This window comes from bacterium, from assembly GCA_022616075.1.
In the GTDB taxonomy this organism is placed as follows: Bacteria; Acidobacteriota; HRBIN11; order JAKEFK01; family JAKEFK01; genus JAKEFK01.
Map to the genome: position 1 here is coordinate 1 of JAKEFK010000149.1, position 26991 is coordinate 26991.

Annotated in this window: 20 protein-coding genes; 16 read left to right on the forward strand and 4 right to left on the reverse strand. The window is 49.1% G+C overall.

The features are described 5' to 3' along the window. The 4 genes from L0156_12020 to L0156_12035 form a co-directional block, all read left to right on the forward strand. Window positions 1-249, forward strand: a 249-nt coding sequence (locus tag L0156_12020; protein MCI0603725.1) for a hypothetical protein, incomplete at its 5' end; no start/stop codon positions are given. Between the two features lie 336 nt (window positions 250-585). After that, window positions 586-894: a hypothetical protein gene (locus L0156_12025; GenBank protein MCI0603726.1), complete on the forward strand. Its 309-nt coding sequence runs from the start codon at window positions 586-588 to the stop codon at window positions 892-894. 346 nt (window positions 895-1240) lie between these two features. Further along, the gene (locus L0156_12030; protein MCI0603727.1) at window positions 1241-4132 is read left to right on the forward strand and encodes a hypothetical protein; all 2892 of its coding nucleotides are present in this window, start codon (window positions 1241-1243) and stop codon (window positions 4130-4132) included. Window positions 4133-4140: 8 nt separating this feature from the next. Continuing rightward, window positions 4141-9378, forward strand: a complete 5238-nt coding sequence (locus L0156_12035; protein ID MCI0603728.1) for a DEAD/DEAH box helicase — start codon at window positions 4141-4143, stop codon at window positions 9376-9378. 161 nt (window positions 9379-9539) lie between these two features. Here L0156_12035 and L0156_12040 read toward each other — a convergent pair whose 3' ends face one another. Continuing rightward, on the reverse strand, window positions 9540-10334 hold the full coding sequence (locus L0156_12040; protein MCI0603729.1) for a hypothetical protein: 795 nt from the start codon (window positions 10332-10334) through the stop codon (window positions 9540-9542). Between the two features lie 149 nt (window positions 10335-10483). On the opposite strand from L0156_12040, the gene L0156_12045 reads away from it, so the two are divergent. After that, on the forward strand, window positions 10484-11386 hold the full coding sequence (locus L0156_12045) for a DNA adenine methylase (GenBank protein ID MCI0603730.1): 903 nt from the start codon (window positions 10484-10486) through the stop codon (window positions 11384-11386). Here the strand turns inward: L0156_12045 and L0156_12050 are convergent. Then, a complete protein-coding gene (locus L0156_12050) occupies window positions 11373-12374 on the reverse strand; it encodes a hypothetical protein (GenBank protein ID MCI0603731.1) in 1002 nt (333 codons plus the stop codon). The two genes, L0156_12045 and L0156_12050, sit on opposite strands and share 14 nt — an antisense overlap. A 111-nt stretch (window positions 12375-12485) precedes the next feature. Between L0156_12050 and L0156_12055 the strand changes: the two genes are divergently transcribed. Together L0156_12055 and L0156_12060 are read left to right on the forward strand one after the other, a co-directional pair. Next, window positions 12486-13487, forward strand: coding sequence for a hypothetical protein (locus tag L0156_12055; GenBank protein MCI0603732.1), 1002 nt, complete (start codon window positions 12486-12488; stop codon window positions 13485-13487). Between the two features lie 272 nt (window positions 13488-13759). Further along, on the forward strand, window positions 13760-14902 hold the full coding sequence (locus L0156_12060; GenBank protein MCI0603733.1) for a DUF2130 domain-containing protein: 1143 nt from the start codon (window positions 13760-13762) through the stop codon (window positions 14900-14902). 1191 nt (window positions 14903-16093) lie between these two features. Here the strand turns inward: L0156_12060 and L0156_12065 are convergent. After that, window positions 16094-16363, reverse strand: a complete 270-nt coding sequence (locus tag L0156_12065) for a hypothetical protein (GenBank protein MCI0603734.1) — start codon at window positions 16361-16363, stop codon at window positions 16094-16096. A 442-nt stretch (window positions 16364-16805) separates the two neighbouring features. On the opposite strand from L0156_12065, the gene L0156_12070 reads away from it, so the two are divergent. The 9 genes from L0156_12070 (at window position 16806) to L0156_12110 (ending at window position 24065) form a co-directional block, all read left to right on the forward strand. Next, window positions 16806-17948: a hypothetical protein gene (locus L0156_12070; GenBank protein ID MCI0603735.1), complete on the forward strand. Its 1143-nt coding sequence runs from the start codon at window positions 16806-16808 to the stop codon at window positions 17946-17948. Between the two features lie 54 nt (window positions 17949-18002). Beyond that, a complete protein-coding gene (locus L0156_12075) occupies window positions 18003-18257 on the forward strand; it encodes a hypothetical protein (GenBank protein ID MCI0603736.1) in 255 nt (84 codons plus the stop codon). A gap of 354 nt (window positions 18258-18611) precedes the next feature. Continuing rightward, the gene (locus L0156_12080) at window positions 18612-18986 is read left to right on the forward strand and encodes a transcriptional repressor (GenBank protein ID MCI0603737.1); all 375 of its coding nucleotides are present in this window, start codon (window positions 18612-18614) and stop codon (window positions 18984-18986) included. A 103-nt stretch (window positions 18987-19089) separates the two neighbouring features. Further along, on the forward strand, window positions 19090-21219 hold the full coding sequence (gene katG / locus L0156_12085; GenBank protein MCI0603738.1) for a catalase/peroxidase HPI: 2130 nt from the start codon (window positions 19090-19092) through the stop codon (window positions 21217-21219). A gap of 294 nt (window positions 21220-21513) precedes the next feature. Further along, window positions 21514-22326, forward strand: a complete 813-nt coding sequence (locus tag L0156_12090) for a hypothetical protein (GenBank protein MCI0603739.1) — start codon at window positions 21514-21516, stop codon at window positions 22324-22326. A 76-nt stretch (window positions 22327-22402) separates the two neighbouring features. Continuing rightward, window positions 22403-22816: a hypothetical protein gene (locus L0156_12095; protein MCI0603740.1), complete on the forward strand. Its 414-nt coding sequence runs from the start codon at window positions 22403-22405 to the stop codon at window positions 22814-22816. Between the two features lie 71 nt (window positions 22817-22887). Next, a complete protein-coding gene (locus L0156_12100) occupies window positions 22888-23187 on the forward strand; it encodes a MoaF N-terminal domain-containing protein (protein MCI0603741.1) in 300 nt (99 codons plus the stop codon). Window positions 23188-23202: 15 nt separating this feature from the next. Next, window positions 23203-23466 (forward strand): hypothetical protein, encoded by a 264-nt coding sequence (locus L0156_12105; GenBank protein ID MCI0603742.1) that lies wholly within the window; start codon window positions 23203-23205, stop codon window positions 23464-23466. Further along, window positions 23463-24065, forward strand: coding sequence for a DUF2238 domain-containing protein (locus tag L0156_12110; GenBank protein MCI0603743.1), 603 nt, complete (start codon window positions 23463-23465; stop codon window positions 24063-24065). The genes L0156_12105 and L0156_12110 overlap by 4 nt, the downstream gene beginning before the upstream one ends. Here L0156_12110 and L0156_12115 read toward each other — a convergent pair. Beyond that, on the reverse strand, window positions 24046-26988 hold the full coding sequence (locus L0156_12115; protein MCI0603744.1) for a histidine kinase: 2943 nt from the start codon (window positions 26986-26988) through the stop codon (window positions 24046-24048). The genes L0156_12110 and L0156_12115 overlap by 20 nt on opposite strands. Between the last annotated feature and the right edge of the window lie 3 nt (window positions 26989-26991).

The window sequence follows — 26991 nt, forward strand, 5'->3', positions numbered from 1 at the left end:
AAGTATAGGGAAGGCTATCTTCAGGAGTCCGATCTCATTCTTTTTGTGACAACAAGGAACACACTCTTCACGCCAGCACAGGCCGCTGCAAGAGCCGGACTTGAAAAGCACGTGCTGATCTGCAATTTTGAAGAGAATCGTTCGGTGAACGCTTTCTCTGAGGCAGGGTGGTTCTCACCATTTATGGTCAGGATAACGTTGATGGAGTTCTTATTACCCAGTCAAACGGAGGATGAATTCGAATTTTAAGCGACATGCCTTCTGAAAAAAGTGTGTTTGCGACAGATTCTCAAAAGTCCCTGTCTGTGGAATCACTTAACCTGTGTTCGCAGGGCTCGAAATAGATATGACCAGGAGCCGGCAGGAAGCGCGGAGAGCAAAGGTGTGTTTGAAGCAAACTGTGTTCGATACGCGGATCTCTGCAGGGAGGTCTGACTTCATGAGTGAGCTTTATAGAACGACCGGAGTTGAACGATGCCCAGTGGTGCAGGGGTTCCGGTTTCAAAAGAATTGGAGGGTCGTAATGCCGAAGAATGGTTCTGTATTTTTGACAACCCGCAATCTTAAAAGCACGAGGTTACAAAGATGAAAGCTGAAAAAGAAATCCGAGCCAAGAGAACAATTGATCTGGCGATGCGGATCATTGCAAATGGGCGTTCGGGAGTTTACAAGGAGGCATCAGAGCTATCACGGACGCTTTCTTTATGTGAAAATCGCGAGAAAATCATCCAGGATTATCTGTTCAGAAAATTTAACGAGCAGCGCTCGGAGGAATTAGCAAGTTCTAAAGGTCCTTCAGCGATTAGAGAAACCATATGTAAATGGGTTACAAAATTTAAGGTGCCCAGTGATGTAAATCCGGAGGAGCTTGGAGATCTCTTAAAAAGAGATTGATGATGACAATTTTAAAGCTATAAATCAGGGCATCTGTATTCGATTGAATCATCGAGGATCCGGGCAAACCGATCGCACGCTGGCTAAATGGGAAAAAACTGCTAACGAAAACAAAACGATAAAGTTCAAAGAATCTTGATCAGAAAAGCGAGGGAAATTCCGACTTCGCTGCAACGTTTAAAAGCACTTCCCCAAAATGTCGAAACGAGACGTTCATTTTGTGGGCTGACTACCAATTTGAAAAAACGTAATCCTCTCTTTACACTACCCCTAACATATAGACGTACGGGTTCAACGAAAGGGACAAACTGCGCTATCATTTCATATAGAACTTCTGGGAAAATTGATGGAGCAATCTGCGCTGAGGGACAACTGCTGGGCAGGTAAGGGGCAAGAGACTTTTAAGATTCAGAACGCATTTCGTTTACTCTTTGAACGCGCCGAGCAAATTAGAAAGCCGCGGTCGATTGCCGAATTGCAACTGACACGAGAAGACGTTATTTGGATCAAGAACTGGTTCTCGCAGCTTCCCAATTACCCTGAGCATTGGCAGGGTGATAAGAGTCCAATTATTCATGAGAATCGTTCGGTATCGGTAAAAGAAATGTTTGGGGCTTTGCTAATTGTGCTTTCAGCAGAGATTTGCCGCGAAGACAGCATTGAGGATTCTGTCTGGTCGGTGGTGCGGTTGTGTATTCCTGAAGAACAGAATTTACGGAAAAGGTTTTTTCCAGGAGGACAGCCTTCCTTCGAGCTCAAGAACGCGATCGCTTCAGGGGCAAAGGCACTATCGCTTCGACACGTCATCGATTGGGAAGGAACGCAGGAGTATTTCATTACGACCAAGCTTCAATTTGGCTTTACGAGACGCGGCGCGAGCAATCATCTTGCTGAATGGTTGGTGGGTCTTGGCGTTCCTTTCGCAGTGCAATTGTTATCGGGCGAGAGCACGCGGCCCGAGCTGGCATCAGAAACATTCAAAAACCTGTGGTCGAACCTCCGCGATTATCGCAAGGGGCATCTTGATGAACACAAGATGCGAGCTATACTCGCCAGGTCTCCATGGGTCAAGGAACATTGGATTGATTTCATTCTGTCTGAGGCAAGATCCCGCATTGAAAGACTCGGAACTGGTGAAGAAAGAACCCCTCACGTAGAATCTAAAATCGGCGGAGAGTCACTGCAGGCAGTGTCGCTTTCCTGGCCAACTGGCGAAAAACCACGAATTCAGCTTTATATCGAACGCGAACAGGTAATCGCACGGGCAGCCGAGTTTAATTCCAAGCAGATTATCTTTTCCGTGGACGATAAGCCTGTCGAAAGATGGATCCTTCAACCAGATGGGGGCTGGCTTGGCTCGGACAAAATATCTTGTGAACCTCCGAGCCTAAGAGATCGTCCGAACCTGCAACCGACAATGCTGACGATATCAACCAAAGACGGAGATTTGTTAGAAGAAGTAGACCTTACTCTGAAAGGGCTGCAGGATGACGTCGTTGTATTTGACCTCGGCCGTTCCGAAATGCTCATTGCCGACGAAGACTTTTTGGATCCTCACCGCGAATACGGGTTGCTATGTCATTGCGACTTAGAGATCGCAGGAATGGGAGGAGCGTTCGAATGGCAAAACATCGGCTCGAAAAAAGTCTTTAGATTGAGCCCACCATGGTCTGACAATGTTCGGTTGGTACTCGGTGATCTGGTTTTCTGGGAACCATGCATTCGAAAGAAACTTCCACCGGAACGTATCAAGATTATTTTGAGAACTCCGCAAAATAATGTCATCCCGGTTGGGTCAAAGTCGATCCTGATTGTTGAAGGATTGCCACCGGATACGGTCAAAGCAATGTTGCTACTGGGAAACAAGAAAATTCAAATCGTAAAACATATGGAAGAATGGCAAACGGCTTCTCCAGTAGATTTGTCTGTTCACCTTGCATTAGGGCTGACAAGAACTCGAGTTGAAGTACAACGATACCATAGCCTTCGGTGCTATCAACCTAAACTGGCGTTACAACTCACTGGAATGGCGGTCATGCAGATAGGGCAAGATGGTGAAAGAGCAAAATGGAACGTGCAGGACCCAACTCAGCCCATAAACGTGGGTGGGCGGACCACAGGCAGGCTTTTCAATGCTTCCGGGAGGCGCGACTTCTTGGTGTATGAAGGACCCCGCTTAGCAGCAAGACTCAGATCACAGATCTTTCGTTTTTCAGATCTGCAGGGCTGGGGCCAAGCGGTGACACTGGACGTTCCGCAAAACTGCCTCGCAAGATCAACAGAGGATCGGGGATGCGTGCTGTATTACTCGGACGTGCTACTGGGCAAGCGTATAGAGCTCCTTCGCTTTCGCCAGCCGCTTGATCCAGGACCAGACCACAACCTTTTAGTGTTGAACAGAAATTGTCAACTAGAGAGGCCATTGCAGGTAATTCCGTTGACGGGTATTCACGTCGAAAATGAAGGCCTTGTTTGGAGGGTCAATGGTTTGCAGAACGTTGTGGCACTGGGGCTTTCGTTCCAAGGAGCCAGGCTCGGTTCTTATTGGAGTGTTGATGAGATAGTTAAGCTGTTGCAAGGAGAAATTTCTCCAACAATCCACGCCGTGCTGCGCTGGCTAAAAATACCGGTATTATCTGAGCCTATCAGAGCCGCGATGCAAAGGGTGGTTTACAGATCTCCCTTTGCTTTCGTGCAAGCCTGGTGGCAATCCGAGTGCCTTCAGCATGGACTTAAGCACATAGCCTCAGACGACGGAATCGAGTCCGTCGTTCGCACGTTCCTGTGGAATTGGCGAGGCAGCAGGAAAGAGATAATGGAAAAATTACTGGTAGCCTTTGGGGCTACACAGCTAAACAAATACGATGAAAGAATCAACGCTCTGATAACTGCAGGTAAATTATGCCCCCAGTTAATTTGGCGGTTCCGTTCCTATTTACGACCGCATTGGATTGTCGAACAGGCCTTCCGAAGAATTCTTGATGTCCCTGATGATTTTCCCAAAGAGAAATTTGAGTCGGTGCTAAAAGAGTTTGAATACGAGTGCAGCAGACGTGTTGTTTTGCAAGCAAAAGAACTCCGGTTTCTCGCTGATGAAATGCTTCAGGCGTTGGAAGAGGAACAACTGGACCGATGTTCAAGGGATGAAGAACTGCGACGAATCTCAGAAACGATCATCGGGCGTGCTTATCTGGTCGCATCAATTCTCTATAAATTGTATACACGAGAAGTTAGATAGAAAGGCAGATGGGACAAGTCGACGCGTTAAAGCTGGTGAATGATGTACGAACCAGATTAGTGGACCTCGCCACAACAGAAAACTATCTTCGCGATCTTGACCTGAGCAGAATATGTTCAGCCCTCTGGAGTGCTGACGGAAATGACGGTGGACTTGTAAGCGAACTTTGGGTCGAAGGAGCATTCCCGTCAAATAACTCGGATACTACATTGCAACGGCTGTTTGAAGAAGGATTGTTTTCGGAAACACTCTGTAAACATCTTGATCGGACAGATCGGTTTCCGCGTACTCGAAAGCTGTTCACGCACCAAGAGCAAGCCTTTCGACTGATTGCCGAAGCGCCAAAGGATGAGAAGGCATCTCTCGTAGTTAGAGCCGGTACGGGCTCTGGAAAAACCGAAGCGTTCCTTCTTCCAATTCTGAATGAATTATGGAGCAATGCAAAGAGGCCAGAAACTGGCGGAATGAGTTGTCTTATCCTTTACCCGATGAACGCCCTTGTAGCCGATCAGGTTGAGCGAGTTTATAACTGGCTGGTCGGTCAATCCAATATCACTGTCTTCCACTTCACAAGCGATACGCCTGAGAACTCAAGTTTCGCGAACAGAATGGGCGAACCCAAGTGGAATTTGTGCAGAAAGCGTACTCGTCAGGAAGCGCGCGGGCTTGAATCACACGACGGAAAGAAAATAACCGATCACAGATTGCCGGTTCCGGACATCGTCATCACAAACTACTCCATGCTCGAATACATGCTGTGCCGTCCGCAAGATGCGTGCTTTTTTGGAGAAAATTTACGGTTTGTTGTATTGGACGAAGCTCATTTGTATTCGGGGACACTCGCGGCTGAGATCACACTGCTGCTGCGCCGCCTTTACGATCGCTGTCAGGTTAATCCCAATCAGGTAACTCAGATAGCTACTTCTGCAACTCTCGGAGGGGATAAAGCTGACCTTAGACGCTTTGCCGCGACTATCTTTTCAACCAACATAGACTCCACGACCGTTGTAAAGGGAGAGCGAGTGCAACTGGATCTCGGTCAAGAGATAGCACCACCTCTCAATTCCCCACTGCCTGACCCGTTGGCCAAGAGAGTGGAATTCGAGCTCACAACACTTTCTGCTTCTGATGATTTCATAACTGCGGATGATGCAATTATGGATAGCCTTTGCGAGATCTTGGATCACGTAGTAGATAAGCGCATCCTGAACAACGAAAGAATCAAATGTGGAAACATAGTCGCAAAATTTCTGCACGACGTCTTACCTAAATCACCTATCATCAGAAAGCTCGGGGAATTGCTTTACCACAAAGGCATCGTTTCACTGGGCAATTTAGCTTATGAACTGTGGGGAGATCAAAACGATTCTTCGACTAAGGCCACAACATTGCTTCTCAGACTTGGAGCCGCAGCAAGAAAAGAATCCAGAGAGATGCCCCTTCTGCCTCATCGTCTGCACTTTCTTGTTCGCTCTCCGGAAGGCCTTTCTCTATGCCTGAACTCAAACTGTGTGGGACCGGCAAAAAATAGTCTTGCCGGCCTGGGCTGCGTGCAAGCACCAACAGATCGATGTAGGTTCTGCAATAGTGCAACCCTACCGCTGCATAGATGTGAGACCTGCGGACAATGGGCCTTAGCTGGTCACGAAAACAGGGAAACAGGTTTCCTTGAGCCTGGCTATTTTGTCGAACCATCTAGCCGAACATATTACCTCCTTGCCAAGGAAAGTGATAGAGACCTGATCGTTGTTGTCGTAGATCCGGTGACCGGTGAGTATTCAGCGTTTGGGTCAGAAGGCGCGATCTTGTTCAAGGCGCCATGTCCTGAGCATGAAGGAAAATGTTATGATCCGGAAAGATGTTCCCGCCAAAAGTGTCCATCGTGCGGCGAAGAGTGGAGCTCTGCAGTATCCGAAAACAACGATGTAAATCGATCTTGCAGACCATTGGGTGGCGCTGAGCGAATTGCAATCCCGGTACTTGCTGAAACGGTTTTACATGGACTCCCTCCCATTGCTGATGCCACTCGAGATTGGAAGCCCGGAAAGGCCAGGAGACTATTGTGTTTTAGTGATTCCCGCCGTGAGGCGGCAAGGCTTGGGCCGCTTCTAACTTCTCAGCATGAGATACAGCTTATACGCTCGGCCATTGCCCGTGTTGCGGGAACGATCGAATCTTCAGAATCCGCTGACTACTGGAAAGGTGAGGTTTCGCGGTACGAAGAACAACTCCACGAACCGGGTCGGTCGGAAGCCGTTCGGATAAACATAAAGCAACAATTGGAAGACGCTCGTAGAAAACACACAGCAGCCAGGGATGGAGTGCCGTTTTCTGATTTTGCCAAACTTTTCAGTGAACAACCAGGGGTGGAGCAAATCTTAGATCGCGACTCCGGAGACGCTCACAAGGTAGAAACTTGGAGCCAGCGCTCCTGGGAAGACAACTACGCGAAGGTGAGAAAACATGCGGAAGCCCTCGTTGGTCGCGAACTTGACAGACCGCCGCGAACCAGAGTCTCGATTGAGTCAATAGGCCTTCTTGAAATCATTTATCCCGGCCTCAATCAGCTCACTGCGCCAAGTGAAGTGCTTGGGCTGATGCCGGGTAGCTGTTCAGACGCCTTCCAAAAGATATGGCTTCCCTTTATCGCAGCGCTGTTAGACACATTACGGACCGACAGCGTTATCGGTTGGAGTTCAGAATCTGAAGGTCGACTGTGGGACGGAGAGTCATTGCTGTACTCAAAGTGGGCGACGCTGGATAGGTCGGGGTGGGGAGCAGCTGCATTTTTGGGGGACCTGACACGACCTCTAAGGCGGAGACAGTTACGTTTATGGTTCACCCATCATGTTTTGCAGCAATCAGGATGTCCAAAAGCACTTTTAAATGACCTATCTCGTTCGCTGCTTGAAACAGTTTTTCGTCATCTTTTAGAAAAGGCACGCTCAACAGATCTCTTCTGGCTAGGTTGCAAAGAAGATCATCAGATTGGCCCAAGAGAGTCACGTCCTGCGATCCAAATTCTTTTAGACAAGCTATCCGTACGACGACCACTTTCAGTATATCGATGCCCTGACACCGGAACTCTTTGGACAAGGACCGTACTAGGGTGGATGCCGTTTAAGGGATGTCAGGGCGGACTGATTGAAATAACGTCCGAAGCTGCGGATGCTGATGCTAGATGGGGGCGAGCTAGGCGCGAACTTCGAGACAGTCCCATTTTTAGAATGGGGCTTTGGGGTGACGAGCATTCAGCCCAATTGAGCCCTGAAGAAAACAAGCGAAGACAGTTACTTTTTAAGGAAGGAATCCGGAACATACTGTCATCTACTACAACGATGGAACTCGGAATTGATATCGGTGGACTCCATGGAATTCTTATGGGCAATGTTCCACCTGGTCGGGCCAACCATATGCAGAGAGCAGGCCGTGCAGGCAGACGATCCGATGGCTCCGCTATTGTTGCAACCTATGCAAGAGCGCGCGCATTTGATAGAGAAGTTTTCCACCGATTCGACAAGTTCCTGAGTGCAGATCTCAGGCGCCCTCTTGTTTTCCTCCAACGTGAGGGCATTGCGCGCCGACACATTCATGCTTTGCTACTGGCCGAGTTTATTTCTCCGTTGCTACCCGGATCTGTTGGCGCGATGGACGCTTATGGTCGGATGGGTAAGTTGTGTGGCATCCAAACACCACCAAGATGGAGTGATGAACAGAGCAAACCAGTTTATTCTGTTGGTGGCGTCGTCTATTATGACGAACTGTTTCTTGAATTCCTAGACTCGCTGAAAAGCGGCGGAGGCGTTATTCATCAACGGTGTGTACGCATTGTTGCGAACACTCCGTTGAATCGGATCAGCAGCCCAGGTGCTTGGAACGATTTTATCGAAAATGCGAGGCACAAGTTTAAGGAGGCAATAAGAGACTGGCTGGACGATGTGAAATTTCTTGTTGATGCGTGGTCCGATGTTCAAACGGAACCACCTGACAGCGACCTGAAGGCGGAGAAGGCAAAAGCCAACGCGATCCGCTACCAAATTAGGGAGCGATGCGAGATCCCGGTTATTGAATGGTTATCGGATGCCCGATTTTTGCCTCGTTACGGATTTCCGATTAATCTACAGCGCCTCATCGTACGTGTTCCTAAAGATGAGAATGCAGATAAGTCAATTCGTGAGGAAAGATATCGCTTGGAAAGGCCTTCAATTCTAGCGCTCAGTGAGTACGTTCCGGGCGCCGATGTGCTTGTTGGCGGAAAAGTGGCTACTTCGCGTGGAATACTAAAGCATTGGACCGATGCAAATCGTGACAGAGCCTTAGGACTCGAAAACTGGGCACTTCAATGCGGCAACGGACACACTTATCTTGCCGTTTCACAAAACCAGATATGTAGGGAGCCCGAATGCGGCAGTCCACCAACTGGTTCCGGGCAAATGCTGATGTTCCCGCGATTCGGCTATTCAACCGCCGCGTGGGAACCACCACAAAGAGGCAGTCGCCTCGACAGGGTCGGTGAAGTTCAGGCGACACCCGTAATTGACTTGCTGGCGGCGGTTCCTCTGCGGCTGGACAAATTCGCTGGGATTGAAGACCTTCAAGTGTCCTACATGGAAGAGGCCGAACTACTTTTGCGGAATGCAGGCGATTTTGGCGTGGGCTTTGCCGTTTGCACCAAATGCGGTTTCGCAACAAGTGAAGAAAAGGCAGGACAGAGCGGTGCTGTCAATCTTCCAGGGGATTTTGAAGGGCATTATTCTATCTTCCGCGCACGAAAAGACCGAACATGCTGGAGAAAGGATGAACCGGCACCTCCTATTCTTCGCAATAGAATCATCGCCGCACGCGAAACCACAGACATGCTAGTAATGGATTGGCCCAATGTTGTTGCCGGTGAGGAGCCATCAACATTATTCTCACTCGGTCGTGCTCTTCTCTTGGCAGGAAGTAAGTTGTTGGAGATTGATGCTCGTGAACTCAGTATTGTGCTTAGGCCTCTCAGGAATCTCACTCATGGAATCATATTGTACGACACGACTCCTGGCGGATCAGGCCATTGCATGGAACTCACACAACTCGGCAGAAGCTGGTTAGAAATGGCAGCCCAAGTTCTCCGCGGCAGTACTGAACACCACCAACGTTGTGGCCGCGCATGCCTTGAGTGCCTTCTTGATTTCACAGGTCAGTTTTATGCTGATCAGCTTGACCCTAAGAAAGCGCTGGAAGTCCTAGAACTAATATTGTCGTAGAAAGCCTGACGCAAGCGTATTTGCGGCACCCAGTCCACCTGCTTGTATCATCGATATACCGGGTCAACCTGCCCTGAATCGTTAAGGGACAGAAGAATGATAATATCGGAGACTAGGTATCACGCTGCGATAATTCTTCTTGCAGGTACATGAATAGAAGCTCACATGAATATTGATTCAGCCGGCAACCCGCCCAACATCTTAAGTAGCGCAAAGAGGCTTTGCTGAACTCCGGACTGTATCGGATAGCTGTCAATCAGCAAGTAAACGAGCAGTAAATGAAAGACCCTGTCTTTTGATTTGGCGATTTGCCTACTCATATCGCCCGCGACACCAGGAATTCCATCTGCCGAAGCGTAAAGTAACTTGTTTCTTATGTTCGCACGATCTTCCACGAGTTTTGAAATTGATGCTGCGCTCTTCTCGCCAACCAGTCGGTCAATTTCTTCAGAAAAATCGTAAACTTCATTTGTCAACTGATTTCTGATCGTTAGATCTATCGGAACCGGCAGGAGGAAAGACTCATTTCTTTTCAAATCTTGTACGCGGAGCCTAAATCGTCTGCTGGCCTTCACTGATACAAGTTCGAGCGAAAATTCAAGGCCAGCCCATTTCTTATGTTTTTCAATTCCATGGGACTGGGCGATTAGGAAAGGATAGACTGCGTTTTTATGAACATGATTTCGATGGTTCAGCTTATCTGCGCCCTTATAATTCTTCCTTTTAAGCGCATGCATAATCGCCGTTGCAGCTTCCTCTTCCGCGGTAATGCACCGGAACCATACCATCGCCGGATCGAGATTCTTAATCTTGTCTGCCATGTATAAATGGTTTATCGCGTTCCGGGCACAATCCTGACCTGGTGATGGCCTGTCAAGAATCAACTCAACTATGGTCTGCTGGAACTGATTTAACTGAAGTGTGGCAAGCTGCGGCAAATATTTTTTGTTACCCATAAAATTCTACATGCGAAGGGGTTCGAGGATGAATATAAGCAAAGGGTCTCGTTGCGTCCAAGATTTTGGAATATCCACTGCTGTTGGCGGTTTTATACAACTCCCATGAGGTGTATACTTCAAAATCAGAACCGACATTATGAGATACGATGAGAAATCTTAGTTTATGGGATGAGAAATCATCTGGAGAAATTCTCAACAAAGACCATGCCGATTCCGAATCTTCAGTAAATGGGATTGTTAATGTTGCCAGCGTTCGCAAACTCAGCCCATTTCGATATCCGGGTGGTAAGACGTGGTTGGTGCCAGAGGTGCGAGCCTGGCTTAGGCAACTGCCATTCCGACCAGTGAAATTTATCGAGCCTTTCGCTGGCGGAGCGATCGTAGCTTTGACAGCAGTCTTTGAGAATCTGGTTGATCATGCAGTGCTTTGTGAATGTGACGAACAAGTGGCGGCGTTGTGGCAACTTGTTTTTTCTGACGGAGAATGGCTAGCGGACAAGATCCTTTCGTTTGAAATGAATCGTCAAAATGTAGAAGAAGCGCTCGCAAAAAATGCGACGCTACGCGATCGAGGATTTAGGACTCTCATACTAAATCGCGTCCATCGTGGTGGCATTTTAGCACCCGGAGCCAGCATGATGAAAGATGGCGAAAACGGAAAAGGCTTGGCTTCAAGATGGTATCCGGCAACTCTTGCAAAGCGCATTTTGGAGATCTGTCACCATAGGGAACGATTTACGTTTGTTAAGGGGGATGCCTTTCCTGTTCTGCTCCAGTATGGAAAGGCGTGCAATAATGCTTTCTTTGTAGATCCACCCTACACAATTGGAGGAAAGCGTGCTGGAAGTCGATTGTATCTCCACAACCAGATCGATCACGATTTACTTTTCAGATTGCTCTCAAAAGTCAAAGGAAAGTTTCTTGCTACGTACGATGATGCTCCCGAGGTTGAGGCCCTCTCTAGAAAATATGGCTTTTCAGTTCGAAAAGTATTGATGAAGAACACCCATCACCAACGCCAGTTTGAGCTACTGATTACTCGGGGATGATTTCTTTTCCGGTTTTAAGTTTCGCAAGAATATTTGCTTCGAATTGAGCTTGAGTGAGTGCTTTCCCCATAGTCAAACCTGTCACCGCATCTTCCAATTCAGTGTAAAAAACTCCATCGAGCTTGATGGAAGCGATCGGCGATTTTGTTTCTTCAAATCGCACCACAAACCACGCGATATCAGCATTGGAGATGTCTTTTTGAAATCGCATCTGTGCAAGCGCGTTGAAAAAACCGCGATCCACAACTACAGCCAGTCGCTTTCCCCACCTTCTGATGTCACGGGCTTTCGTTTGGAGTTGAGGAAGTAACCGCTTCGGTCCGCTGCTACGATAGTCCGGTCGTCTCCCATGCAGCGCCCAGGGAATGTCAGGAGGCGGAGTATGAGCTGCGATTGCCGGAAATTCTCTCCGGAACGCCTTCCCAGAGAAATACACTGCCTGAATCTCTACTGCGCACCACTGAAGAGGTTGTTTTAGGGCAGGGTGAACCAGAATCATATCTATTCTGCCTATGTCTTTCTCTTTTTCTGGTTCTTCCTTTTCTAGTTCTTCCGTTAATGGCTCTCCAACTTCAGATACTTCCGCACCCTTTTGCCCGATCGTAGGGAGCGCGCGCAGAAACCGAATTTCTTTTACGACTTTAGGAACAGAAGTGCTCAGCAAAGCTTCGCCGATCCAACTGACGATTTTGTTTCCTTGATGGAAGCGATATGGACATGTTGCTCTGATCATTCCATCATCGGCAGCAGCAATCGTTACTTTTTCTCCTATCTTTTGATAGAGCCGGATGGAGCAAACACCGCCGGCTTTTGTACAGAGTTGGCCTGGCGGGTATTTAAAGGGGCACGGTCGATCGTCAGCCTCTGCTGTGCTCTGTATTCTCGCATAGTATTGCTTTTCCCGGAGACTTAGATGGGAAAATGTTTTACCGTACCACTCTCCAATGTGATATCGAGTTTGAATCTTAATTTTCTTTGCGCCAGCCATACGGCCAAGAATAGCATGGTTCGTTTGAAATTATAGAGCGGACGACAGTACCGGTAGTACCTAAATTGACAAATGAAATTAAAAGTACTAAATTAGACTTGGAGGTACCACATGGAACTGAAAACATGGCGTATCCAGGGAAAGGACGTCCCTTATGAGTCCGGGACTGTACCCGTATCTGACTGCATTCTAGACCCTAAAAATCCACGCATCCAATATCTGCTGGGTACGAAAGCTGGCGTAATGAGCCAAGAGGAGATCGAATCGGCGCTTTGGGATAAAGATCCGGTAAAGGCCCTCGCGCAAAGCATCTTTCATAATGGAGGTGTGCGCGAGCCAATAATTGTTCAGAAGGATGGCGGAAAATACCTCGCACGGGAGGGCAATTGCCGGGTTGTTTCGCTCCGAAACTTGATAGAACAGTATCCCAATGATTCCCGCTTTGCCTCAGTGCCGGCAATGATCTTTGATAAGGAGCTTTCGGCTGAGGACCTAGCTGTCATCCTTGCTGACATGCACGTTGCCGGAAAAATTCAGTGGGACCCTTACGAACAAGCGCAACTTGTGAAAGACCTGCACAAACGGTACGGCAAAACATACGAGTGGTTGTCAAACCACCTTCGACTGAGTAAATCCAAAATTAAAGAATTGCTAGCGACCCAGGAAGCGCTGGATGAATACCTCAAACAGCATCCGGACCCAAGCAATCTTCGGAAGTTCTCCATATTTCACGAGGTTATGCGAAAAAAGGAGCTCCGGCAGAAATTCGAAACGGATGAGGGCTTCAAGGCGTCCTTTCATCGATGGGTTGCGGATCAGAAAATCACGGGTGCGCGCGAAATACGGAAGCTTCCGCGAATTCTTGCTGAAGCGCCGGCATTAAAGGCTTTAGATAAAGAAGGATATGCAGCGGCAGAAAAAGTATTGATTACACAGGATCCGTCCCTTGGAAGTGATCTATTCATGGCGGTAAAAAACGCCACCGATGCTTTGCAGAGAGCACCAATGGAAGAGCTGAAAAATCTCGAGGCAAATCCGCAAAAGCTAATTATGTTGCGAAATTTGAAGAGGGCGCTTCAGGACCTCGAAACTTTGGCAAAAATTTCTTTGTGATAACACAACAATGCTTTTATGAGGAGGTGATCATTACAGGAAACCTAAAACGGCATAAAGATTTGTGCAAATAAAAAAGCGAACACAGCCCGCCACCATAACGACGTTCTGGTTCGCCTTTTTGAGATAAACAAATAACCGGGTGCTCCCGGAAGGAGCACGCAGCTACTTAAACTTCCAATTTTAAGTTAAGCCGCTTTTGCCCGATCTGTCAAGAGATCTGGCGAATCCTTTCTGGAGCACTCTCTTAAAGCAAGACATAGGAGGATACTATGTCTAACAAAAATTGCCCGATGTGTGGGCAAGTTCTCTTGAACGAAGAAGCCATCGGGCATCTACGGAAACATCAACCACTCTACGATCAGAAAATCATCGCCGCAGCAGAATATCGGTTCAAGCAGCAGCTCAAAACCGAAACAGACGCTGTCCGCGCTGAAGAGAAGAAGAAACAGGATGAAGCTGTAGCGAAAGCTCGCGCCGCGGCCGAAAAGGAGTTCCAGGCTGAAATCGTTAAGAAGAATCGCGAAGTGGAAGATCTGAAAAAGCAGCAGCAGGCGCTTGTGAAGCAAGAGGTTACGAAGTTGAAGCCAGCGCTGGAAGCGGAGCTTCGTAAGTCAATTGAGAAGGATTTCACGGACAAGGAACGGGGATTGCAGAGCGTGGTACAAAAGCTCGAAACGCAAAACAAGCAGCTCCAAGACCGCCTTGACCGCATCACCGGTCCCGATAAAGGCGAATTCTCTGAGGATGACTTGGTGCGTTCGTTGGCGAACGCCTTTCCCGAGGATGATATCCGCCGGGTAGGCAAAGGCAGGGCCGGAGCCGATGTTTTGCAAACCGTTCGTTATCGCGCCGGGGGCGAATTGGTTCCCGCCGGGAAGATCGTTTATGAAAACAAGGATCAATTGCAATGGCGGGCCGATTTTCTTGAACAGGCGCGCGCGGCTTGCGAAACCCATCAGACTTCTCATGTAATCTTGGTTTCAAAAGTCTTTCCCAATGGCCAGAAGGATCTTTTCTGGAGCCAAGGAGTTGCCGTTGTGGCGCCAGCACGGGCTGTGTACCTTGCCCGAGTTGTACGTGCTTTGATCATCGAGTCGCACCGCGCTGGACTTACGAGGGAAGATCTTTCGGCGAAACTGGAGGAGATTTACGAGTATCTCAATAGTGAATCTTTCCGCCAGGCGCTAGATGCTCTTGTTCAAGCCGGCGAGGAGCTGAAGGTACAACTTCAAAAGGAGCGCAAGAGCCATGAGCGTACGTGGGCGGAAAGGGAGCAGGCGTACAACGCGTTAATCAAACGGGCCAGTGGAATTGAGGCTGCGATCCGCGCAATTCTTCAGAGGGTCACTGAAGAGCAACCCCTGACTGAAGAAATTACGCAGCCAGAGCTCGTTTCGTTTGTTGCGGATTAAGAGTGATTTGGATGAGGAGTCTTCACACCTACGATTTCCGGTGTGGAGGCTCCTCTGTGTCTTTTTACTACACTATTAGATAATCAGAAAGGAAAGTGATATAAAATGAAACAGGCTGTCTAGTGGCAATAAATTCTGGGGCCTTTCACTGTGCGTTTTTACCTTTATGTTAGGTCACTGCTCCATGGCCGCCCCCTTCACGGGCGAGACATGGACCTCTCCCCGTTGAGGGGGCGAGACCGCGAGTCAGTGCCTCAAGGAGGTGAAGCTATCAGTGGAAAAGCTTCCGGAAAATGTTCGGCGAAACCCGGACAAGTATCGGGAAGTTTTCTGCCCTTACGTTATCCGTAACGGCAAGATCATCTACCCGAAGAAGGCAAAAGTTTTTCACTTTTACGTTAAAGTAAAAGCGAAGTAACATAGCCGGAAGCCCTGGACAGCCTTTCTATCCTCAAGTCCACAAGTAATACAAAATCCAAATTCTAGAGTAATCCTAAAACCCAATCAAACCGAGGTTTTTTGACCTTTGAAGAGTATAGTCAGTTGAATTGGGCAGTTCAGCACGCGCGCGAAACATCTCCAAATCTGGTTGCGCGGGGTTGCATTTTTTGCTGCCAAAAACGGCTATTTTCCGCAGGTTTCGGAAATTTTTCTCGACGATACGAGGAGGTCCGGGGTCATTAAGAGTCAGATGCTCTGCCAATTGAGCTAACGGCCCAGTGCTTTAAATACGTTAGTTATGGGGTATCCTGTTGATCGATCACAGTTTAATCTCGAGAGATCATTTTCGCAAATCGGCGTAAGAATCCGTAGTTTTGCCCCCACAGCGTAACTGCTTCATTGCCAATTCAAGAACCCGAAACCATGAAAAATAGGAGCAACAAATTACCAAAGTTCAGTTCTTAGACGGCCTGGTTACATTTGTCGACACGCATGATATGGGAGACTATTGGGGATCAACTGCGACAAGCACATCTTTGACGTTGATCTTGAAACGCACTGTCAGCCGATCCCATTCGACGGCCGAACAGCAAACGCGTATTTTTTCTAAGTATCAGCTGGAATCGCCGAATTGTTTTCTGGTATGCAAATAAACTGATGAGGCCTGCAAGCACGATTGAACCACTCCCCACACTGAAAAAATCGACGATTTGCGGCGTGCGGGTCAGCGTCTGACCTTCATTTTTGTAATCATCTTACATACGCCGGCAACCACGTCGATCCGCGATGCTTCAGATGTGCTGCCCATTTTAAGGCTCGTGTATTCATTTTTTTCTTAATCGATTTTTCGACTCGCGCCTTTGGCTGATAAACCAGAATCGTATTCAGCGAACGGGTGAAAAATCGTCTGCTCAAATCGAAAGTTTTTTGGCCTGCAACATGGATCAGATGATTCGCAAGATCTTGAAAGCCAAACCTGATCAGCAAAGTTTCAATGAAGGAACGCGAACGCGACGGCATAAACGATTTAATCCTGGTGCGGCTAATCCGAAGGCAAGCGTATATTTCGACACTCATTTGTGGTTCCACTTGCATTGATGGGTGCGGAAAGTCTGATGCCGGTAGGTCACGTTTTACAGCGTCCTGCATCAGTTCGTTTGCGTGTCGGAGAACCGATTGAGCATGAGTCAATTCAAGATTCGATCAGGAAGAATCATCCGAACAGCAGTGAACATGAGTTGTGTCAAAGAGTAATGACTTTTTATATGTCCAGAATCGAAGAGTTATTGGATCGTGATTATCGAAACCAAGCTTTCCTTCAGCGGTGAGTTTTACCGACTTGCTCGTCAAGGTAGTGAAATAAACAAAGCCGTTTGGGGGATATTCTTCTCTTTTTTAGGGTGTTTCCCTCATTGCTCCTGCTCCAGCAGCCGGAATATCTTTTGAAAGAGTAGGAGGAATTATGAAGAGGTATCTTCTCGAGATTGTCACGGGCATCATCCTTGCACTGACTGTGGCGGTTCTGTTGCCATTGAATGCTGAGGCGGCCACACGAACGGAGCAAAAGACCTATACGGGCGGTTTAGACGTGTTGATCCTGGACTGCGACAACAATATAGGAGGAGTCTGTTTCGATTTGCTCGGCAATGAAGCGACAGCCGTTGTAACCTTTGATGACGAGTCCGGGCAGCCTGTAGGAGGAATCTACGAGTTCAGGAACGTTGATGATGAGACTATTGCGAGTGGTGTTTTCTGCAGTAGCTTCACAGCGAAAGTTCCCGATCGGTCATCCCGATTGCTCGTCTTTCTAGCGGCCGCAACAGGTCCTGTCGACTGTTTGGAAAACGGGGGAACCGGTGTCGCCACCACTGGAAGTGTGACCGGCACATTTCGACTAAAAGGTAGTACAAATGAACAAACCGTATATGAGCTTCCAAGATGGTTCGAATGGAACCGCGTGCCGCTGGACGTCCTTATCATTCCACCCAACCACGGCCAAATTGTAAACGACGATGGCGTGCTCTCCGGTGGAGATCCAAACGAGCTTGATCCGCTGACAAACTCTTATCTGCGAGCGATGGAAGACTCAATTAACGCCTGGAAGAATGGCATCCTTGCGTATGGGTCCAGCTGGCTTGCGATGGGACTACAGATCAACGTTTACGTTGTTGGCCGCGATAACATCCCGCAACAGGTGCTAGCTGAACCTGAGATTGTGATCACTACAGATGAGACAAAAGGGCCGATCCTTGGGTTTGCGTTCAGCAGCGATCCCTGCTGGGTCAACAATTCCAAACTGTTCGTTACTAGCATGACCTACGCCGATATGTACAACATCAATGGTCAGGAGGTTGGCCACTGTTTTGGGCTGCTGCATACGAGTGATCACAGGCCCGATCATGATGTGATGGATGGAACTTACGATGATACACCGGGGGCGTCTGGCACCCACTTGCACTGCGTGAGCAACCTCGACGTTTTTGGGCTCGAGCAGGTATTCGGGGCACTTTTTGGGAAGACAACCGAGGAGATTGTTAGCATCCGGCCGCAACAATACAAAACGATCGCTTGCTCTTACCAAAACCCCACCGGCGCATCGCAGTAGATGACACTTTTGCAATTTTGATCCGCTACGTGTCGGATTAGTTTTAAAGTACGCTTGATTGGCTGTAAGTCTGTAAAGCAATTCACGCTCGTCGGTAGAAATGCGATTTCAAAACATCATCTCGATCAACCGTACGTCCGGCAATTTACCATTGGTGTTGACCGCGTTTTACCTGGAAATGTTCCGTTTGGCGTCATTACATTCATCGTAGATGGGGAAACAATTTGGAAGATGTCGGGCAATCCGTTTATGAACCAGTTCCATTCGTTAATCCTTTATCAGGAGAGACAATCACCGTGCACAATCTAGTATCGGAAGAAGTTCAAAGAATTCTGATCAATCCAGCTGGAATCCACCGGCGTTATTGGATATCTTCAATGTATTCAATAGCGCCTATCCGCTCGCCATCAGGAGCATTTATGGATTTTACGGATTCGGTACTCCTGCAGCAGTCACTCTACCGCATCAAATACGTATAGGACTACGCTACAAGTTCTAATTTACGACCGGAAATCTTCCTTTTCCATACAATCGAGTTCCATACAATCGAGCCGATTTCTGCGAAGCCTGGGCGTGAAGCATTAGCTAACCGCAAAAAACGTGTGAGAGGGGTTGCTTTCCGGCAGGGGTCAAGATATAGTAGTAATCGTTACTAATACTAAGATGAGCCGGCAGAAAACACTGATCTACGAAATTGTTGCTTCAACGATGAGCCATCCGACTGCGGACTGGGTATATGAACAGGCTCGCAGGGAGATGCCGCGCATAAGTCTTGGAACGGTTTACCGGAATTTAAAGCAACTTACCGCGGAAGGAATGCTGCTGGAGATCAATACAACGCGCGGCGCATCACGGTATGATGCGAATCTGTCGAAGCATTCTCATTTACGCTGTACAAGGTGCAATCGTCTTGAAGACGTACCACAGCGAGAAATTGATTTCGTACCTAGATCCAGACTGCGGCGATACCAGATACTTGAATTTCGAATTGAGTTTCTTGGAATCTGTCCGGCTTGCAGCGCGATTAGTAACCAGTGAGCCAGGTTCGCAAAAAACCTGACAGGAAAGGAGAGTAGATATGGATAAAGATAAAAATTGCCCGGTAACGGGTGAAGGAAACAAACAAGAAATCATTAGAAAAATGTCGAACCGAGACTGGTGGCCCAATCAGCTGAACCTCAGTGTCCTGCACCAGAAATCGCCGCTGTCCGACCCCATGGGTAAGGGCTTCAATTACGCTGAAGAGTTCAAGAGTCTCGATCTGGCGGCCGTGAAGAAGGATCTGCACGCGTTGATGACCGACTCGCAGGATTGGTGGCCAGCGGACTTCGGTCACTATGGGGGCTTGATGATTCGTATGGCATGGCACGCCGCCGGCACATACCGCATCGGTGACGGCCGCGGCGGCGCCGGTTCCGGCCAGCAACGCTTCGCGCCCCTCAACAGTTGGCCCGACAACGGGAACCTCGACAAGGCGCGCCGGCTGCTTTGGCCGATCAAGCAGAAGTATGGCAAGAAAATCTCATGGGCCGACCTTATGATTCTTGCGGGCAACGTCGCACTGGAATCGATGGGATTCAAGACGTTCGGCTTCGCTGGCGGTCGTGCGGATGTTTGGGAGCCGGAAGAACTCAACTGGGGTTCTGAAAGCACGTGGCTGGATGAAAAACGCTACTCCGGTGACCGGGAACTGGCAAGTCCCTTCGCTGCTGTGCAGATGGGGCTGATCTATGTCAATCCGGAAGGCCCGAACCGCAACCCGGATCCGCTCGCAGCGGCCAGGGACATTCGCGAGACTTTCCGTCGCATGGCCATGAACGACGAAGAGACGGTTGCGCTCATCGCTGGTGGTCATACCTTCGGCAAAACCCACGGCGCCTGCCCTGCTTCTCATGTGGGGCCTGATCCCGAAGCGGCGAGCATCGAAGAGCAAGGGCTCGGTTGGAAGAGCAGCTACGCCACCGGCAAAGGCCGTGACACGATGACCAGCGGACTGGAGGTCACCTGGAGCACCACGCCAACGAAGTGGAGCAACAGCTACTTCGAGAACCTATTCAGCTACGACTGGGAACTGACGCAGAGCCCGGCCGGTGCACATCAGTGGCAACCGAAGGGTGGCGCAGGCGCCGGCACGATTCCGGATGCCTACGACCGGTCGAAGCGTCACGCGCCAACCATGCTGACCACTGACCTTTCCTTGAGATTTGACCCCGCCTACGAGAAAATTTCAAGGCGCTTTTACGAAAACCCGGATCAGTTTGCAGACGCATTCGCCCGCGCGTGGTACAAGCTAACGCACCGCGACATGGGTCCGCGCGCACGCTATCTCGGCCCGGAGGTTCCTGCCGAAGAGCTCATCTGGCAAGACCCCATCCCCGCGGTCGATCACAAGTTGATTGATGAGCGGGACATTGCCTCTCTCAAGCGCACGATCCTTGCCTCAGGTCTGTCCATCTCCGAACTGGTCTCGACCGCCTGGGCGGCGGCCTCCACCTTCCGCGGATCCGACAAGCGCGGCGGTGCGAACGGCGCACGAATTCGCATCGCGCCGCAGAAGGATTGGGAAGTCAACCAACCGTCCCAACTGAAGAAAGTGCTTCGGAGACTTGAGGGAATCCAAAAAGAATTCAACAGCGCGCAAAAAGACGCGAAGAAAGTTTCGCTCGCCGACTTGATTGTCCTGGGTGGATGCGCAGGTGTCGAGCAAGCTGCGAAGAATGCCGGTTCCAATGTGACCGTTCCCTTCACGCCGGGACGCATGGATGCGTCGCAGGAGCAAACCGACGTGGAGGCTTTCGCCGTACTTGAACCGCCTGCAGATGGGTTCCGTAACTACCTCAAAACCAAATACGCCGTACCGGCAGAGGAACTGCTGGTAGATAGAGCGCAACTGCTGACGCTGACCGCTCCAGAGATGACTGTTCTCATAGGCGGTATGCGCGTCTTGAATGCCAACTTCGGACAGTCCGAGCACGGCGTCTTCACTAAGCGGCCAGAGACGCTCACTAATGACTTCTTCGTGAATCTGCTCGATATGAGCACGACCTGGAAAGCAACCTCGGAAGACAATGACGTGTTCGAGGGTCGTGATCGCGCAACGGGCGAACTCAAGTGGACCGGCACTCGTGTCGACCTCATCTTCGGTTCGAACTCCCAACTCCGGGCTCTAGCGGAAGTCTACGGATGTAAGGACTCCCACGAGAAGTTCGTGCACGACTTTGTAGCAGTGTGGAACAAGGTGATGAACCTTGACCGTTTCGACCTCGCTTAGCATAAACGTCTTCGAGGGCTTCTGACAGGGCGGAAAAAACGGTTGGCGAAAAACCGGTTCCAGCGGACGGCGCACCGCCGCCGCTGAACCGGAACGTAGATGGGAGTTGCGATTTTTCATACCGCGAATCCAACTTCTGGAACAACCATTCCAGGATTTTCGAAGGCGAGAATTGCTTAAGCGCGATTGAAGAGCCTTATCGTTAATTGCTTTTACGTGGATCCAATCCGCTTCCATACAAGCCTTATACTCCACAAGAACCTGCAAACGCCGCGATTATGTTATCGTGACAGTATGAGTAATGGAGTAAAAGGCCCTGGTTCGGGTCAGAGTTCAACGCCGATAGCAGCTCCACACGTCACAGAGACAGACAAGGCGGATAGTCCGAAGCAAGCTGAAACCACTCAAAAGAAAGAAGAGCCACAAAAACCTCCACCACCATCCGGAAGAACCGCTGAAGGCTTGGCGCACGATCCCGCTGTCGCGATGCGGAAAGCTGCTTTATCCAAGTCAGCTGGCTTGACCAAACCGACGAAAGCTCAGCTAGAGGAAATCAGTAGCGCAATCAAAGATGGCAAGAAAGAAGAAGCGATCAGGCTTACGATCAAGTACTACAACATTGACACGTCCGGGGCGCAGGAAGTGAAGTATGTGGCTGGAAAGAAAGAGGAACACGCCGGCGCTGCGGACCACCAACACCACAAACAAATTGGAACTGGTACGCACAAAAGAGACGGAAAAATCAGCATCGAAATTGGTGATGAATCTTTTGAATTCAAGGGAGAGGCATCCCCTGAATGGCTGGCCGGAGCGATTTATCATGAGTCATTCCATGCGAAGAACCATTTCAAACCGGACAAGCCAGTGATCGTAAGGGAGCCTGCGAATTCCGGTGGTACACAGGAAGCAAAAATGAGCCAGCAAGAGTTAGCCGAGGAAATTCAGGCTTATCATAATGAGCAGAAGGCAGCCGGCAAACTTGGATTTAACGAAGAAATGCTTGCCGAAATCAATGATCGCCGGAATAAACTTTATGCGCAATTGACCCCCGAAAACAGGGAGATCCTTAGCCCGATTTTGAGGGGCACACAACAATGGCCACAATAAATTAGTGGTTTCAAAACGTGAAATGTGGAAATGTCCGGCTTTGCAATGTTGAGAAAGCGTCTGTCCTGAGATCGACATGGCTGATGCGAGACCGCGGCGTATCACGGCTCTGAGTATTTTCTTCGGCGCCGGTGCGTTGATCAGTTTCACAGCGGTTCTTGCGCTTTTGTTCCCGGAAAGTTTCCTTCAATCGATGTGGCGGCTCAATCCACGCGCGCGTCTTGCTTTCGATAGCATGGGAACATGGGCAGTCATCCTGCTTGAATCCGTATCCGCAGCGTGCGCTTTTGCTGCTGTTGGGCTCTGGTCCGGTAAGCTCTGGGGTTATCGCCTGGCTATCGCACTGCTTGCAGTAAACCTGATTGGTGATATATACAGCACGGCGAGCGGCACTGAACCTCGCGCTGCAATCGGCATTCCGATCGTTGTAGCAATTCTTTTGCTGGTTACAACACCCGCAACAAGAACCTTTTTTCATGCAAGGAGATAATTTTGTACAGTATTGGCTTTGCTTTTGCACGTGTTAGACTCCACGTGATGAAATTGGGAGTAACAGATTATATGAACCATATCGGAAAAAGCTTTCTGTTTGACTACGGCGAGTTTCAGGTGCGGGTTGAATACCTGTCAGATCAGAGATTGAGATGGGAACAAGTGAAAGGACCGAGCCCCGGGCTGACAGCGGAAGAGACGTACAACGCAATTGAAGTCAGAAACGAACTTTACATGATCTCCTGGCAGGAAAAAGATGGTTCTGTAGTGATCCAGGCGGTCGATTGGGAAAAGGAAAGAGTCTACACCACTTGGATCAGTTCAGAGAAACAAGTGCATCATTTTCAGGGAAAAATCCGTAAATCGTGATTATTCTCGGCCGCGATGACTGACACTTACTCAGTTCTTCTTGGGATGGCTCTGGTGGCAACGATCGCATCGGGTCTATCGTTTCTCCTTTCCAAACGTCGCATCGGTTTGATAACCGGTATCCTGGGACTTTTTCTATGCGCGCTGGCGGGGGTTCTGCACTTTATGGTTGATCATAATCAATCGCAAAACTTTTTTGATGAGCATCCTGCAATCCTTGTTATCGGTATACTGGCAATTGGATTAACAGCAGGTACAATCATAAGGAATCGATCATGAAGCTGCTGACGTTCCTGATCCTTGGCTTTTTCGCTGTGCTGATCTGGTCGGTGATTGATCCGCATGATTTGTTCACATGGTTTCTGGAAGCATCGCCGGCGATGCTCGCTTTTATTTTGCTTGCCGCTACTTACAAGAAGTTTCGATTCAGCAATCTTGTGTATGTTTTGATCTGGATGCATTCGATTGTGCTTTTGATCGGAGCGCACTATACGTATGCGGAGGTTCCGCTGTTTAACTGGATCCGCGACACATATCATTTACAGCGGAACAGCTACGATGGTGTCGGGCACTTTTCGCAAGGTTTTTTCCCGGCAATTTTTGCGCGCGAAATATTGCTGCGCAAATCCCCCGTGCGCGGTAAATGGCTCCCCTTCATTGTGATTTGCGTTGTTCTTGCGTTCAGCGCATTTTACGAATTGATCGAATGGTGGGTCTCGCTGGCAACCGGATCTGCCGGCGATGCATTTTTAGGAACGCAGGGAGATGTCTGGGATACTCAGAAAGACATGGCTCTCTGTCTGATTGGATCGATCCTGTCCTTACTTTTGCTCAGCCGTTTGCATGACCGGTCGATGGCTAAGCCGGTTTCAGAATGATCCCCTGATTCGAGTGGCCGTTGATTTTGATTACGATCGGCAGGTTAAAACTGAGATGTTTGGTGTAATTGCGTTCTTCAACGGCTCTCTGGCTGCGGATCCAATCCCAATCAATGAAGCCATTGGATTGAATCGTAAAGTAGCCAACCATGAACGAAGTAATGTTCTGAAAAAAATGGGAGCCCTGTGATGGAGAAATCGATACACCCTTCATGCCTGCTTCCACGATTACGCGCGCGCCGCAAATTTGATCGTACTTAACCGGTATGCCGAGCCACGGATCGAGCGTTCCCCAACGGCCAACGCCCACAAGCAAATAAGGCGCCTTGTATTCCAGTAGTTTTTCATTTAACAAGCCGATTTCCGCCGCGACCTCCCTGCTCTTGGTACGGTCGAAACGATCCGGATCGACCACCAGCATGTCATGAAGATGAATAATCCCGTTTCCGAGCACTTGACCGCTTTTGCAAATCAAGTCCTGTTCCATAACATCATTCACGTTTAGGACTTCAGATTCGCGCGACAACACCATGGGACGCACTTGAAGCACGCCGAACTCGCATTTTTGTCCCTGTGGAACAGACAGATTGACGGCGAACTCCATCTCCACAGGGGCTCCCATTCCGGACGTTCCAATATGCAATAGCGACTCGAGAATCTGCGGAAGCGGAAAAATCTTGTCTTTTAGAATCGGCGCAAAAGTAACCAATCGAACTCCCGCACGCGCCAAACCATCATAGATTGCATCATTCTCCGGTGAATAAGTAGAACCAACATGACGCAGCGTTTCATCTTTCTCCGCTTCCTCCAGACCATGTTTGGCCAGCAGCGTGTCAAACGTTTCATACGAATCCAAAGTAACGTTCTCCATCTGCAATGCGAAAAACCCGTCCTGACTGTTTTGCAAACGCTCTTCTGCTGATGAATAAGGATGAGCCTGTTTGGGATATTTCGGGCAAAACCGGACAGCATTTCCGCCATCCACAATCGTTTTCCCAAGACCGAGAGCCACAGAAACAATTCCATCCGCAGATTTTTGAGGCGCGATCGGATAATAGTTATGAGATCTTGCGACACCTGAAACGTCCGGATAAAAACGGCTTTGATGCTGGGTCCCCACCATTCTTTGAATGATCACCGCCATCTTCTCTTCTTCCAACCGGTATGTTGTCACTCTGATGTAATCTTTTGCGGCCTGGCAAAAAGTAGACGCGTAAACTTTCTTGATTGTGTTGATCAGATGTTTAAGTCGCGTTTCCATCACCGGCGAATTATTGGGAATCATGTAGGTCTGGTAAACACCGGCAAAAGGATGATATTGAGAATCCTCCAACAGGCTGGAAGAACGAACAGCCAACGGACACTGCATCAATTTCAGGAATTCAGTTAATTCACGAACCACTCTCCGGGGAAACTTGGCGGCGGCGACAAAACGCCGCGTGATTTCTCTGTCATCCGTAGCGCTTAAAGCAAACGTATGCAAATCATTTTCCGCCAAAAATTGATCGAAAACATCCGTCCCGATTACGATACCCGGTGGAACATCAATATGAATTCCTTCAAATTGATCGCGCACTCTTTGATTGTTGATCAAAACATTCAAGAACCCGAGCCCACGCGCCTTTCCGCCGAGAGAGCCCCCTCCAATGCGGGCGAAACTCACCGTTGGATCAAAGCTTTCCTTCCTGAAATCCGTGATCTGGCCCAGCTGCTGAAGCCGGCGGTACTCGCGCAGCGAAGAGATGATGTCTTCCCGCAACTCCGTGACGGATGGATAATCCGACAACTTTCGTGGGCGCAACTTGTGAGCGAGCCAGAATTCAGTACGGGCCTTCAGCCAGTGCGAAAAGTGATTGCGTTCCGCGTGATACTTCACGCTTTCATCCGGAACCAGGCGCAGCTGCTCTTCCAGGGATGGCAGGTCCGTGGCACGCCCAACTTCCGTGTTGTCCGGCATCCGGAAAATGAAATCGCCGAAACTAAAGTTAGTTGTAATAAATTGTTGAAGCTCATGCAAAAGTGTGGGCGAATCCTTCAAAAGGAATGCGGCACCGAGCGTGTTGGCTTCCGGCTGATTTTCCGGAATCGTAGAGTGTAACAGGACCGGAATGTCCGGATATTCCACCTTCACATTCCGGATGAATTCCAGTCCGGCGGCAGGATCATGAACCCCATTCCGCAAAAAATCCACATCGGAAATGATTCCGGAAATGCACTCCTTGTATTGCTTGTAGTAATCCCAGGCTTGTTCATAGGTACGGCAAAGCAATATTTTCGGCCGCGCGCGCATCCGCAAATATTTGTGCGTAAGGTTCACGCCCTCCGAGATCAAGCGCTCTGACTGTTTCAGAATTTCGGAGTAAATGATGGGAAGAAACTTCGAATAGTACAGAACGTTGTCTTCCACAAGAATGATGGACTGCACTCCCGCCACGCGCGTGTCGCTGTCCACGTTCATTCTGTCTTCCAGATGTTTGATGATCGCGATGATGATCCGGAAATCTCCTTGCCAGATGAAGATCCCATCGAATACGGTCGTGTCGTGATAGGTTGTCAGTTCCAGGTATTCCTGATTGTCATAATTCAGCAATACGACTGGGACATTCAAGCCGGCTTCTTGCACTTTTCTGGCAAGACTGATGCTGGACATGTCTTCCACGTGGAGCGTTGTAATAATCAGATCGAATTTTTTTTCGCGCGCCAGCTGGAGTGCCTCCCACGCGCTGGATACGCGCATGATCTCCGGAGCATGACTCAGGCTTAGGCCCTGATATTCATTGCGGATCTGGTCATACAGCCGGCCATCTTCTTCAAAGAGGTAGAGATCGTACAGACTGGAAACGAGCAGAACGTCCCGGATCTGATGCTGCATGAGGTTCTGAAACGTCTGCAGCCTGATATCATATGCGGGTTCCGTAAGCATATT

Excerpts from the sequence above, each read along its gene's own strand:
- L0156_12115 (MCI0603744.1), bottom strand. The coding sequence starts at position 26,988 with ATGCTTACGGAACCCGCATATGATATCAGGCTGCAGACGTTTCAGAAC.
- L0156_12030 (MCI0603727.1), top strand. The coding sequence starts at position 1,241 with ATGGAGCAATCTGCGCTGAGGGACAACTGCTGGGCAGGTAAGGGGCAA.
- L0156_12050 (MCI0603731.1), bottom strand. The coding sequence starts at position 12,374 with ATGGCTGGCGCAAAGAAAATTAAGATTCAAACTCGATATCACATTGGA.
- L0156_12080 (MCI0603737.1), top strand. The coding sequence starts at position 18,612 with ATGAGCCGGCAGAAAACACTGATCTACGAAATTGTTGCTTCAACGATG.
- L0156_12040 (MCI0603729.1), bottom strand. The coding sequence starts at position 10,334 with ATGGGTAACAAAAAATATTTGCCGCAGCTTGCCACACTTCAGTTAAAT.
- katG (MCI0603738.1), top strand. The coding sequence starts at position 19,090 with ATGTCGAACCGAGACTGGTGGCCCAATCAGCTGAACCTCAGTGTCCTG.
- L0156_12105 (MCI0603742.1), top strand. The coding sequence starts at position 23,203 with ATGACTGACACTTACTCAGTTCTTCTTGGGATGGCTCTGGTGGCAACG.
- L0156_12045 (MCI0603730.1), top strand. The coding sequence starts at position 10,484 with ATGAGAAATCTTAGTTTATGGGATGAGAAATCATCTGGAGAAATTCTC.
- L0156_12095 (MCI0603740.1), top strand. The coding sequence starts at position 22,403 with ATGGCTGATGCGAGACCGCGGCGTATCACGGCTCTGAGTATTTTCTTC.
- L0156_12100 (MCI0603741.1), top strand. The coding sequence starts at position 22,888 with ATGAACCATATCGGAAAAAGCTTTCTGTTTGACTACGGCGAGTTTCAG.
- L0156_12070 (MCI0603735.1), top strand. The coding sequence starts at position 16,806 with ATGAAGAGGTATCTTCTCGAGATTGTCACGGGCATCATCCTTGCACTG.
- L0156_12060 (MCI0603733.1), top strand. The coding sequence starts at position 13,760 with ATGTCTAACAAAAATTGCCCGATGTGTGGGCAAGTTCTCTTGAACGAA.
- L0156_12110 (MCI0603743.1), top strand. The coding sequence starts at position 23,463 with ATGAAGCTGCTGACGTTCCTGATCCTTGGCTTTTTCGCTGTGCTGATC.
- L0156_12055 (MCI0603732.1), top strand. The coding sequence starts at position 12,486 with ATGGAACTGAAAACATGGCGTATCCAGGGAAAGGACGTCCCTTATGAG.
- L0156_12035 (MCI0603728.1), top strand. The coding sequence starts at position 4,141 with ATGGGACAAGTCGACGCGTTAAAGCTGGTGAATGATGTACGAACCAGA.
- L0156_12025 (MCI0603726.1), top strand. The coding sequence starts at position 586 with ATGAAAGCTGAAAAAGAAATCCGAGCCAAGAGAACAATTGATCTGGCG.
- L0156_12090 (MCI0603739.1), top strand. The coding sequence starts at position 21,514 with ATGAGTAATGGAGTAAAAGGCCCTGGTTCGGGTCAGAGTTCAACGCCG.
- L0156_12065 (MCI0603734.1), bottom strand. The coding sequence starts at position 16,363 with ATGCCGTCGCGTTCGCGTTCCTTCATTGAAACTTTGCTGATCAGGTTT.